This window comes from Methylobacterium sp. CM6257 (assembly GCF_054611515.1).
The window spans coordinates 1333356-1345651 of sequence record NZ_CM137735.1 but is presented as its reverse complement, the minus strand read 5'-3'; the positions used below and the strand labels follow the sequence as shown (position 1 = coordinate 1345651).

The window sequence follows — 12296 nt, the reverse complement described above, 5'->3', positions numbered from 1 at the left end:
CCGGACGTTCCCGTGCGAGCGCCGAACGGCCACCGTGCCTTGCCCGCAGCTTCCGGATCGCCACGTCCAAGCGTATGAGGAGGGGGAACCTCTAGGGCCATAGCATGCCCGCTGCGTTACGCGACGACTTCATCGGGCTGGATGAGTACGAACGCCTTTGCGAAGCGGCGGAGGAAGGGGAGCGGCTGGAGTACATCGACGGGCAGGTAATCCGCATGCTGGTCGGCGGCTCCATCGCCCACGATGCCTTGACCCGGCCCCTCGATGACCTGACGGTACGACCGCGGCGGGAAATGGCTCGAATACCAGACGCTGCCGGACCTCATGCATTTCGTCCTTGTCGCGCAGGACCAGCGCCGGGTTGATTTCTTTCACCGTCAGGGAGACGGATGGCACTACGAAGTCCAACAAGGACCAACGCCGTCCTCCGGCTAGCGGCCATCGGGGTCGAGTTGAGGCTCGACGATCTCTACTCGTCCATCCCGATGCTCGCCCTGGAGGACGGCGACCTTGCTACCCAAGCCACGTTCGCCCCCGCTCAGGTATCGGGCATCGCGGGGATGAAGGGTCTTCCACGCTCGCCGGACATCTACGCCAAGGTTACGGAGATGGACGCCGGCGAGTGTGAGGCGGCCGTAGCTGCCATCGTCGGCTTGGTCGGTACGCCCGCGATGGTGGACTGAGAGTCCGTACTGCCGGAGCGGTTGCAGGACCGGCTGGATGCTGTTCTGAGCGCCAGCACTTACAATGAGGCAGTCCTTTCAGGAGCCGGGCGGCTTAATCATAACCGAAGGGGGGCGGCCCCATGAGGGCTTGGGCCTCCTCCGACGCCCGGTCGACGTTGCGAGGGTGTTTGCCCGCTCTGGCACCCGCCGCGACGACCAACGCCGGATGGAACCCCGTCTTCCTTACCCACTCCGAACCTAAGCGGTCCGTACCCCGACGGCTTCGGCGGCCATGGCGCTCAGCAGGTAACCATCCCCGAAGCGTTGGATCTCGGTCACCAAAGGGCACTGACGAAAGCTCGATGTTGACAGCGGAGAGCATCTCTGAATCAATGCTCTACCGGCCTGAAAACCGGCCGATATGCCGGCGAGGTCAGGCTTCTCAGTAAATCGGTCCACATAACTCGCTTCCCGGGATATGTTTTACTGAGAAATTACACAGCTGGTGATCTACACGTCCAGATTGGCGACACTCAGGGCGTTCTCCTGGATGAACTCGCGCCGCGGCTCCACGACGTCGCCCATCAGCTTCACGAACAGGTCATCGGCGTCGGTGACATCCTTCACCTTGACCTGCAGCAGCGAGCGCACGTCGCGGTCGAGGGTGGTCTCCCAGAGCTGCTGGGCGGTCATCTCGCCGAGGCCCTTGTAGCGCTGGAGCTGGAGGCCCTTGCGGCCGAAGGCCATCACCGCCTCGAACAGGGCGACGGGACCGTGCAGGACCGTCTCGTCGGACTTGCGCATCAGCGTGGCGGGCTCGCCGTAGATCTCCCGGAAAGCATCTGCCCGCTCCGACAGGCGGCGCGCCTCCTGCGAGGTGATCAGGCCGGCGTCGAGCGTCGCCACCTGACGGACGCCGCGGAGCGTCCGGCTGAGGCGATAGCCGCCCTCGAAGGACTCGCCCTGCCAGCCCCGCTCGATCTCATCCGCGATGGCGTCGAGGCGGCGTGCGGTCATGTCGGCCAGGACCTCGGCCTCGCCCGCACGGGACGCCGCCTCGGCGTCGAAAGCTCCAGCCAGCACAGCCTGCTCGACCACGGCGCGGTCATAGCGCGTATGCAGACCCTGCAGGATGCTGCGGAAGGTTCGAGCCTCCTCGACCAGGCTCTTGAGCTGAGCCCCGGCAAATTCCGCACCCGTGGAGAGACGCAGGACTGCCCCGTCGGTGCCCTGATCGATCAGGTAATCCTCAAGGGCGCGCTCATCCTTCAGGTAGATCGCCTTCCGCCCGCGCTCGGCTTTGTAGAGCGGCGGCTGCGCGATGTAGAGGTGGCCGCGCTCGATCAGCTCCGGCATCTGCCGGAAGAAGAAGGTCAGGAGCAGCGTCCGGATGTGCGAGCCGTCCACGTCCGCATCGGTCATGATGATGATGCGGTGATAGCGCAGCTTCTCCGGGTTGAAGCCCTCCCGGTCGGTGGAGGAGCGGCCGATCCCGGCGCCGAGCGCCGTGATCAGGGTGCCGATCTCGGCCGAGGAGAGCATGCGGTCGGCCCGAACGCGCTCCACGTTCAGGATCTTGCCGCGCAGCGGCAGCACCGCCTGGAAGGTCCTGTCGCGGCCCTGCTTGGCCGAGCCGCCGGCGGAATCGCCCTCCACCAGCAGGATCTCGCACTTGGTCGGATCGCGTTCCTGGCAGTCGGCCAGCTTGCCGGGCAGCGAGGCGATGTCGAGCGCACCCTTGCGGGTCACGGTCTCGCGCGCCTTGCGGGCCGCCTCGCGGGCAGATGCCGCCAGCACGACCTTGCCCATCACCGAGCGCGCCTGGCTCGGATTCTCCTCAAGCCAAGTCGAGAGGCCCTCGTTGAGGACGTTCTCCACCGCCGGGCGCACCTCCGACGAGACGAGCTTGTCCTTGGTCTGCGACGAGAATTTCGGGTCCGGTACTTGGACGGAGATCACCGCGGTCAGACCCTCGCGGCAATCCTCGCCGGTGAGCGAGACCTTCTCCTTCTTGGCGATGCCGGTGGATTCGGCGTAGCCGGTGATCTGCCGGGTCAGCGCAGCGCGGAAGCCCGCCATATGGGTGCCGCCGTCGCGCTGCGGGATGTTGTTGGTGAAGGGGAGCACCGTCTCGTTGAACGAGTCGTTCCACCAGAACGCCACCTCGACGCGGATACCGTCGCGCTCGGAGCGTACCACCACCGGGCTGGTCAGGCCGTCGATCGGCTTCCGGGAGCGGTCAAGATAGCGGACGAACGCCTCGATGCCGCCCTCGTAGTACAGCTCCTCCCGCTTCTTCTCGGGGTGCCGCGCGTCGGTGAGCACGATGCGCACGCCGGAATTGAGGAAGGCGAGCTCGCGCAGGCGCTTCTCCAGCGTCGCGTAGTCGAACTCGATCATCGTGAAGGTCTCGGTGGAGGGCAGGAAGGTGACTTCCGTCCCCCGTCGGCCGTTTCCGGGACCGATGATCTCGAGCGGCGCCACGGCATCGCCGTGGCGGAACTCCATCGCGTGCTCCTTGTCGTTGCGCCAGATGCGCAGCTTGAGCCAGGACGACAGGGCATTCACCACCGAGACGCCGACGCCGTGAAGGCCGCCGGAGACCTTGTAGGAGTTCTGGTCGAACTTACCGCCCGCGTGCAGCTGGGTCATGATGACCTCAGCCGCCGAGACACCCTCCTCCTTGTGGATGTCGACCGGTATGCCGCGTCCGTTATCGGACACCGTGCAGGATCCGTCGGCATTGAGGGTGACGGTCACGAGGTCGGCATGGCCCGCGAGGGCCTCGTCGATGGCGTTGTCCACGACCTCGTACACCATGTGGTGGAGGCCTGAGCCGTCGTCTGTGTCACCGATATACATGCCGGGCCGCTTGCGGACGGCGTCGAGGCCCTTCAGCACGCGGATCGATTCCGCGCCGTAATCGGCGTGCTCGGTCTGGGGGGTGTCGGCCATGAAATTCCTCGGACAGGCGGGCTAGTCGCGACGGAGGGACTCGCGCCGTCGGGCGCCTGCGCCTGCGCTCTCGCTTGATCCGCCTGATATAGGGTTTCCGCGTTGAGATTGCACGATTTTGCGGGCTTGAGGTGGGCCCGGATCCTCGCTTTTCTGACGCTCCCGGATTAACGCGGCGTTAGCCCTCGATACCGCCGGCGCTGGCTTCGTCCAAGCGGGCGATCGCGTCCGCCGACAGGGTCAGGCGGGCGGCCCCGAGGAGTTCGTCGAGCTGCGCCACCGTGGTCGCGCTGGCGATCGGGGCCGTGATCCCCGGGCGGGCGATGATCCAGGCGAGAGCCACCTGCGCGGGTCTGGCATCGTGCGCCTGTGCAACCGAGTCGAGCACCTCGAGGAGGGCGAGGCCGCGCGGATTGATGTACTTGGCGACCCGGTTCTCCCGCGCCCTCCCCGCGGCGTTCTGCGCGGATCGGTACTTTCCGGTGAGGAACCCCGCGGCGAGAGAGAAATAGCCGATCACCCCGATCTGCTCGCTCCGGCAGAGCGGCTCAAGCTCGGCCTCGTAGCCCCTCTCGGCGAGGCTGTAATCCGGCTGGAGGCACTCGTAGCGCGGTAGCCCGGCCGCAGCCGCGACCTTGAGCGCCTCGGCGAGCCGCGGCGCCCCGTAATTCGAGGCGCCGATCACCCGGACCTTGCCGGCCGTGATCAGGCGCTCATAGGCCCGCAGGGTCTCCTCCAGCGGCACGTCGGCGTCGTCGAGATGCGACTGGTAGAGGTCGATCCGGTCGGTCTGGAGCCTGCGCAGGGAGGCCTCGCAGGCCCGCTCGATATGCTGCGTCGACAGGCCCTTGCCGGCCTCGCCCATATCCATGCCGACCTTGGTGGCGAGAACGATCCTGTTTCGCGCACCCGGCCGGGCGGCGAGCCACCGTCCGATCACCGTCTCGGATTCGCCGCCGATATGGCCGGGTGCCCAGCGCGAGTAGACGTCGGCGGTGTCGATGAAGTCGAAGCCACTCTCGACGAAGCGGTCCAGGATGGCGAACGAGGTCGCCTCGTCCGCGGTCCAGCCGAAGACGTTACCGCCGAGGCAGAAGGGCGCGACCGTGAGAGCGGAGCGGCCGATGCGGCGCTTGTCCATGGTCTCAGTCCTGCAGGAAGGGGTTCGAGACACGTTCCTCGCCGAGGGTGCCGGTCGGCCCATGGCCCGGGATGAACGCCACGTCGTCGCCGAGCGGCAGAACTTTCTCCTTGATCGCCCGGATCAGCTGCTCGTGGTTGCCGCCGGGCAGGTCGGTGCGGCCGACCGAGCCCTTGAACACCACGTCCCCGACGAGGGCGAAGCGCGCATCCCGGCTGACGAAGACCACGCTGCCGGGCGAGTGGCCCGGGCAGTGGAGGATATCGAAGCCGAGGCCGCCGACCGTCACGGCGTCGCCGTCGTCGAGCCAGCGGTCAGGCGTCACAGGCCTCGCTTCACCCAGGCCATAATTGGCCGCGGTCTCCGGCAGGGAGTCGAGCAGGAACTTGTCGGCGCGGTGCGGTCCCTCGATCGGCACGCCGAGACGCTCGCGCAACTCGTCGGCGCCGGCGGCATGGTCGACATGCCCGTGCGTCAACAGGATCTTCTCCACCTGGACGCCCTGCTCCCGGATCGCCGCCTCGATCCGGTCGAGATCCCCGCCGGGATCGACGACGGCGCCGACCTTGGTGGCGTCGTCCCAGATCAGCGTGCAGTTCTGCTGAAAGGGCGTGACCGGGATGATCCCGGCGCGGGGCGTTCCTGGCATCGCGCGTGTCGTCCTCAGAGCGCCCGGCGGGCGCGCGTTGCCCTCTAGTAGCCTGAACGATGGCCCGGGCACACCCTCGGGCCGTGTTCAGGCCGGACGGCGCTTCAGCAGGGCGTCGAGGCCGCCCACCCGGAACCAGTGATAGCCGTAGCCCTCCAGGAACACGCAGTGCCGTCCGTCGGATTCAACCTCGCTGCGCGAACCGGTGAGCACATCGACGAGAACGTCATTTTCCGGATCCGGGCTGCCGGACTCGATCGCGATCTCGATCGGCTCCGCCGCAAGATTGTGAACGCACAGGACCGCATTGCCCCGCCATTCGTAGCGCAGCGCCAGGACGGAAGGATTCTCGGTCTGAACCGGAACCACGTCGCCCCAGCCGATCTCGGGCGTCTCCTTGCGGTGACGGATCATGCTCTGCATCCAGTTCAGAAGCGAACCCTGATCGTGGCGTTGGTCGGCGACGTTGACATGCGCGTAGCCGTAGGGGCCATGGTCGATCACCGGCAGCACGGTCTTCTCCGCCTTGGAGAAACCGCCGTGGTGCTCGCCGGACCATTGCATCGGCGTGCGGGCGCAGTCCCGCTCCTTCAGGGAGAGTTCGTCGCCCATGCCGATCTCGTCGCCGTAGCGCAGCACCGGCGTCCCGGGCAGGGTGAACATCAGGGAATAGGCAAGCCGGATGCGCCGCGGATCCCCGGACAGCATCGGCGCAAAGCGGCGCCGGATGCCCCGGTCGTAGAGCTGCATCCGCTTCTCGGGCCCGAACTCCGCGAACACGGCCTCCCGCTGCGTCCCGGTGAGTCGCCCGAGGTCGAGTTCGTCGTGGTTCCTCAGGAAGATGCCCCACTGGCACGAGAGCGGGCGCGGCTTGGTCCGCTCGATCGCCTTCACGAGGGGCCGCGCGTCGTGTGCGGCCAGAGCGTAGAAGGTCGCCTGGTTGACCTGGAAGTTGAACATCATGTGCATGCGGTCGGCGTCGTCGCCGAAATAGTCGAGATCCTGCTCCGGCAGGATGTTGGCCTCGGCCAGGATAATGGCATCGCCCTGGCGCCATTGCAGGAATTCGCGCAGGTCGCGCAGCATGTCGAACTGCTCGCGCGGCTTGCCGCCGATATCGGCGCCTTTCTGGGCGATGACGAACGGTACGGCATCCATGCGGAATCCGGATACGCCCAGCTGGATCCAAAAGCCCATGATCTTGAGGATTTCCGCCAGCACCTCGGGGTTGGCGGTGTTGAGGTCCGGCTGAAAGTCGAAAAACCGATGGAAATAGTAAGCTTTCGCCTTCGCGTCGTAGGTCCAGGTGGTCTCCTGCACGCCGGGGAAGACCATGCCTTCCTCGGCTGTGGCCGGCTTTTCCTCCGACCATACGTACCAGTCCCGAAACGGTGAATCCGGGTCGGCGCGGGCCGACTGGAACCAGGGGTGCTTGTCGGAGGTGTGATTGACCACGAGGTCGATCAGGACCCGCAGGCCGCGCTGCTTGGCCGCATGCGTGAAGGCGACGAAATCGCCGAGGGAGCCGTAATCCGGATCAACGCCGTAATAGTCCGAGATGTCGTAGCCGCCGTCCCTCTTGGGCGAGGGCTGGAACGGCATCAGCCAGATCGCCGTGGCGCCGAGCCCCTGGATGTAGTCGAGCCGTCGCTCGAGCCCGGCGAAGTCGCCGATCCCGTCGCCGTTGGCATCCATGAAGGTGCCGACGGACAGGCAGTAGATGACGGCGTTCTTGTACCACAGGTCGGTGATCATCATGCCCCCCGGCGTTGGCGCGCATGACGAACGTCGGGTCGGGCGAAAGCGTTGCCGTTCGGCTTCTCCTTAAAACAGCCGCGTTGTGCACGCCCTGCTAAGGCGCGCGCCCGGAAGGTCCGCGCCCGCCCCATCGCGCCCCCATATCCGGCCCGCATGAACGCCATTCTGATCAAGCTGTTCGCGACAGCCCTCACCCTGAGTCAGGTCACGACTCGGCCGGACGCAGTGCGGACCCGGTTCGACCCTGCCACGGACGGACCGGAGGTGGTGCGTCTGCTGCGCGACGGTTGCGCCCATATGCGCAAGGCGTTCGACATCGAGGACATCAATCTCGACGAGTTGATCACCACCGCCATGGAGGATCCGTCGTCCGTCGCGGGTCCGGCCGCGCCGAAGATCCTGCATGGGCTGGATCTCAACGAGCTGAACACGAGCTACAAGCAGTTCTGCAAGGGCGAGAACCCGCCGAATTCGCCCTTCGACGCCCGCGCGGTGATTGAGTTCTACGACAACGCAACAAAGGATCTGCCGAGCGCCGAGGCCCTGCGCGACAAGGCGCTGCCCGGCATGACCCGCATCCTCGACGGCGCCGGCAAGCCCTTCGCCGAAGCTTCCGAGCCCAGCGGGCGCCGCATCGTCGTGCCGATCTCGGCGGTCCCCCCGCTCGTCCAGAAGGCCTTCATCGCCGCCGAGGATAAGCGCTTCGAGAGCCACCACGGCATCGATGAGCGCGGGGTCATCCGCGCCTTCATCGGCAACCTTGCCTCGCCGGGCCGGCCCGCCGGCGGATCGACCATCACGCAACAGGTGGTGAAGAACCTCTCGGTGGGCGACGACGTCACCTACGAGCGCAAGATCCGCGAGATGATCGTCGCGTCGCGCCTGGAGCAGATCCTCACCAAGCCGCAGATCCTCGGCCTCTACCTCAACGGCATCTATCTCGGCCGCGGCGCCTACGGCATCGAGATGGCGGCGGAGAGCTATTTCGGGAAGCCGGTGGGGCAGCTCACCCTGCCGGAGGCGGCGCTGCTGGCCGGCATGCCCAAGGGGCCGAACTTCTATAGCCCCGACAAGTACCCGGACCGGGCGCGGGAGCGGCGCGCCTACGTGCTCGCCCGCCTCAAGGAGGAGGGCACGATCACCGAAGCGGAGATGAACGTTGCCATCAAGTCCGATCTCGGCCTCAAGCCGATCGAGACGGCCCGGCGCGATTCCGGCTTCTACGTCGTCGACTTCCTGAACCGGGAGGCACGCACCTTCGCGGGTGTCGATTCGCTGACAGCCGGTTCGTTCACCGTGCGTTCGACGATCAACGCCGGCCTGCAGCGGGCGACGGAGCAGGCGCTTCAGGACGGACTCGCGAACTACGAACGCGCCACGGGGCGCCAGACATTCACGGCCCCCGAGCTCAATCTCGCCGACAGCGTCCGCCGCATTCAGGCGGCAGCGCCCGCTCCGGAAGGCTCGGCGCAGGCCGTCCCGGCCGTCACCGGCGCGCGCGCGGATGCGGTCAAGGCGGACGCCAAGACGCTTCGGGCCGAGAAGGCGGCTCATGCACAACCGCAGCGTAAGCCGGCCTGGCTGCTGGCGCTGGAGAGCGCGCGCCCTGTGCTATACGATGTCCGCTGGCCGATGGCCGTGGTGCTGGAGACCGGACGTGGCGGGGTCAGGGTCGGCTTAGCCGACGGCCGCACCGCGGTTCTCGACCCAGGCATCGCCCGTGGGAAGTTGCAACCCTACGACGTGGTGCGGGTGAAGCTCACCGCCGGGAAAGGCGGCCTGCGCGCGCAGATCCGGGTACGGCCAACCGTCCAGGGTGCCGCCCTGGTGCTGGAGAATCAGTCCGGCCGCATCCTGGCGATGGCCGGCGGCTTCTCGTACCCGCTGAGCCAGCTCAACCGCGTCACCCAGACTGTGCGCCAGCCGGGCTCAACCCTCAAGCCGCTGACCTATCTGGCGGCGCTGAATGCCGGGCTCCAGCCCAATACCCTGGTGCTGGATTCGCCCGTGACCCTGCCGCCGATCAGTGGCACTGGCGACTCCTGGTCGCCGAAGAACTACGAGGGCGGCGGCTCGGGGCCGACGACCCTGCGGCGCGGGCTGGAATTCTCGAAGAACCTCGTCACCGCCCGCCTGCTGCAGGGCGGCATCGCCCCGAAGGCGCCCGCGAGCCTCAAGCGGGTCTGCGATATCGCCCTCGAGGCGCAGATCTACGCTGAGTGCGAGCCCTATTACCCGTTCGTGCTCGGCGCCCAGCCGGTGCGGATGCTCGATCTCGCGGGTTTCTACGCGGCGGTGGCCAACGAGGGCGCGCGCCCCGCGCCCTACGCCCTCGAATCCGTGGAGCGGGACGGCAAGCCGCTCTACACCCATGCGGCCCGCGAGCCGGTTCGCATCGGTTCTGCGGACCGGGTGGCCTTCTATCAGCTCAAGACGATGCTCCAGGGCGTGACGCAGCACGGCACCGCGGCGGCGCTGTCGAGATTCTCGACTTACGTCGCCGGCAAGACTGGCACCTCGGAGAACGAGAACGACGCCTGGTTCGCCGGCCTCACCAACGAGATCACCGTGGTGGTCTGGGTCGGTTACGACAACGCCGACGGCAGCCGCCGTACCCTCGGCCGCGGACAGACCGGCGGGCATGTCTCGGTTCCCATCGCCTCCGCGATTTTCCAGGCGGCCTGGGCGAACGGCATCTCAAAGACGCCGCTGCGGGGCCCCTCCTCCGAGGCGCGGCCTTTCATCGCCGACCTGCCAGTCGATCCGCGCAGTGGCCAGCGCATCGCGGGCGGCGGATTCCTCGAGCATTTTCGTACGAGCGGGGACGGACGCATGGCCGACACGCAGTATCGGCTCGTGCCGCGCGAGACGCTCTACGCGATGCGGCCGGATGCCGAAGACGGCGACCTCGCCGGATCAGAGGACGGCGCGAGCGTGGCGGGTGACTATTATGGCAACATGACCGGCGAGCGCTCGCCCGCGGACCCGCTCGACCCGTTCGGCGAGCGACCGCCTTCGCGCAGCCGCCGCGCACAGGGCGATCTGGATCCCTACGGTCAGGACGCCTACAGGGACCCGTACAAACCTTGGCCGGGCCAGACCGCCCGCACGCCCTTCGGGGATGAGGACGTGCGCCGGCCGCGGCGCCGCGATCCGGACTACCTGTTCGGCGAAGATCCCGGTTACTGACCGCCCTCCCCCGAGAGATGAGATTTCCGTTGCGAACGCAGCTTCCTGCCGCCCTCGCCCTTGCCCTCACGGCTGCCGTCCCGGTCTGCGCGCAGACGCCTGCCGCGAACTCGGCCCCGGTGCCGGGACCCGAGCGGATCAAGGAGGTCCCCTCGGTCGCCGCCATCGACCCCGCGACGATCAAGCCCGGGCAGATCCTGTTCACGGACCACCGGGACAAACCGTCGGCGCCGGAGAACGGTCTGATCCCCTATCTCGAATGGCTGAAGGTGCGTCCCGCCGAGGCTGCGGCTCTGGCGCCCTTCCCCGGCTACAAGGAGCCGGACTACACGATCACGGTGAACGGCGTGACTAAGCCGCGGCACGAGACGCTCAAGGTCTACGTGGCCGAGGGGCGGTTCGTGGTGCCGCGACCGCCGGAGGCGATCGACATCGCGTCCTTCGCCAACCTCGCCTTCGTTCAGAAGATGGACCCGGCAATCAAGCATAAGGCCGTGCCGGCCGCCGACGTGACGCCCAACAAGGATCCGGCCGCGGCTTTCGCCAAGCGCCCGGACCGCCCCTGGTGCGAGGGCGCTGGGGCCTGCATCGAGTCCCGCTACGATCTCGAAGGCAAGTTGCCGCTCGGGGTGAAGCTCGCCAACAAACTGGAGGAGGGCTCGGCCAAGAAGATCGCCGAATACGTCTCCTTTCAGAGCGAGCTGCGGGTGCTCGGCCCCGACCAGGGCGCGCCCCTCAATGCGCTCACGAAGGTCGACACCAGCGTCAGCGGCGGGCTGGAGCAGACGATCTTCTGGGTCAACCAGATCCTGCGGTTCGGCAAGTTCCTGGCCGTGTTCCAGCCGATGCCGAACGACCCCACCAAGACGGTGGTCACGGCCTACATGGCTCTGGCGATCAAGGGCGACGTCCTCGATCGCAAGGCCGAATATGCGCGGGTGCCGGTGCTGAAGAACCTGCTTCCCGCACAGGTGCTGATGGGCAATTCCAGCTTCAACACCGGCAACTCGATCAGCGCCGGCCTGCCGGTCTACGCCCGTAACCGGATCACCACCTTCGCGGACGCTCTCGCGAAGCGCTGACCCGTCCCGCTCACATGCCGCGATTGCCGATCGTCGGCAGCGTCGGCTGGGTGAAGGCGCGGTTCACGTCCCGGCGGGTCTGGGTGCCGTTGGTGTTGCTGGAGGCGCGGTAATTGTCGAGGTTGAAGCTCTCGGCGAGGCCGCTGCGGGAGTCGGGACCGTCGGTGCTGCAGGCGCAGAGACCGCCGATCGTCAGCACGGAGAGGGCGAGAAGGGTGAAGCGCATCGCGAATCCTGACGGTAGCCGGATCGACCGGTGGATCGGTTCCACCGGTCGTTGCCAAACCAAGGGACAGTCGCGGCATGGTCCGCGCTGGAACCGATCCGTCAAGCTCGGTCGCAACTCGTAAATCCGTTCCGCAGCCTCCGATGCGCAGCAGCCACGGAAAATCTACCTTTCCGCCGGTTACCGGCGGATTTCGGCCGGCAATCGTGTTGAGCGGCGGGTGGGCCCCCTGGCGAATCCGGGGGGTTTCGGGCGACAACACTCGCCGATGAGCAACGTCTTGCCCTTCCGTCCGCGCCCGACCGTTACGCGCCTCGCCCGCTGCGAGGTTGTCACCGTGGCCGGTGATCTCCTCGCCCTGCTGGACCAGCTCGAGGATGTGAGCGCCCGCGCCGCCGCGATGGGCCGCCCGGCGCTCGAGGTCGAGCGCACGGTTCAGCACCTCCTCGACGCCGTGAGCGCCGTTGAGCGCGCCCTCGACTGCATCGGCGAGGGTGAGCAATCCGCTCCGGCCTGATCACCCCCGGTCGCGCACGCGCGGTCGGTTTCGCACAATTCATCTTCCGCCGGTCCGTCGAATACCGGACCTTCGTGGCAACAACCGAAGTCCATCTGCAGAGCGCCAATATTC

At 67.1% G+C, this 12296-nt stretch carries 10 protein-coding genes; 4 read left to right on the top strand and 6 right to left on the bottom strand.

What is annotated here, in order from left to right; genetic code table 11:
* Positions 1–116: 116 nt before the first annotated feature.
* Positions 117–326, bottom strand: coding sequence for a hypothetical protein (locus ACYCO6_RS06455; protein ID WP_007563911.1), 210 nt, complete (start codon positions 324–326; stop codon positions 117–119).
* A gap of 63 nt (positions 327–389) precedes the next feature.
* On the opposite strand from ACYCO6_RS06455, the gene ACYCO6_RS06450 reads away from it, so the two are divergent.
* Complete coding sequence (locus ACYCO6_RS06450) at positions 390–683, top strand: hypothetical protein (RefSeq protein WP_007563909.1); 294 nt, start codon at positions 390–392, stop codon at positions 681–683.
* 492 nt (positions 684–1175) lie between these two features.
* On the opposite strand, the gene gyrB is transcribed toward ACYCO6_RS06450, so the two are convergent.
* The 4 genes from gyrB to ACYCO6_RS06430 all read right to left on the bottom strand — a co-directional run bounded on the left by gyrB (position 1176) and on the right by ACYCO6_RS06430 (position 7165).
* Complete coding sequence (gene gyrB, locus ACYCO6_RS06445; RefSeq protein WP_459770459.1) at positions 1176–3620, bottom strand: DNA topoisomerase (ATP-hydrolyzing) subunit B; 2445 nt, start codon at positions 3618–3620, stop codon at positions 1176–1178.
* A gap of 178 nt (positions 3621–3798) precedes the next feature.
* Positions 3799–4761 (bottom strand): aldo/keto reductase, encoded by a 963-nt coding sequence (locus tag ACYCO6_RS06440; RefSeq protein ID WP_459770457.1) that lies wholly within the window; start codon positions 4759–4761, stop codon positions 3799–3801.
* 4 nt (positions 4762–4765) lie between these two features.
* The gene (locus ACYCO6_RS06435; protein ID WP_459770455.1) at positions 4766–5410 is read right to left on the bottom strand and encodes an MBL fold metallo-hydrolase; all 645 of its coding nucleotides are present in this window, start codon (positions 5408–5410) and stop codon (positions 4766–4768) included.
* Between the two features lie 87 nt (positions 5411–5497).
* Positions 5498–7165 (bottom strand): alpha-amylase family protein, encoded by a 1668-nt coding sequence (locus tag ACYCO6_RS06430; protein ID WP_459773454.1) that lies wholly within the window; start codon positions 7163–7165, stop codon positions 5498–5500.
* 156 nt (positions 7166–7321) lie between these two features.
* Between ACYCO6_RS06430 and ACYCO6_RS06425 the strand changes: the two genes are divergently transcribed.
* Entirely contained in the window at positions 7322–10357 is a 3036-nt protein-coding gene (locus ACYCO6_RS06425) for a penicillin-binding protein 1A (RefSeq protein WP_459770454.1), read from the top strand.
* A 29-nt stretch (positions 10358–10386) separates the two neighbouring features.
* Entirely contained in the window at positions 10387–11439 is a 1053-nt protein-coding gene (locus ACYCO6_RS06420) for a hypothetical protein (protein ID WP_459770451.1), read from the top strand.
* A 10-nt stretch (positions 11440–11449) separates the two neighbouring features.
* Here the strand turns inward: ACYCO6_RS06420 and ACYCO6_RS06415 are convergent, their stop codons facing one another.
* Entirely contained in the window at positions 11450–11665 is a 216-nt protein-coding gene (locus tag ACYCO6_RS06415; protein WP_459770450.1) for a hypothetical protein, read from the bottom strand.
* 268 nt (positions 11666–11933) lie between these two features.
* Between ACYCO6_RS06415 and ACYCO6_RS06410 the strand changes: the two genes are divergently transcribed.
* Complete coding sequence (locus ACYCO6_RS06410) at positions 11934–12182, top strand: hypothetical protein (RefSeq protein ID WP_459770448.1); 249 nt, start codon at positions 11934–11936, stop codon at positions 12180–12182.
* The last annotated feature ends 114 nt before the right edge of the window (positions 12183–12296 follow it).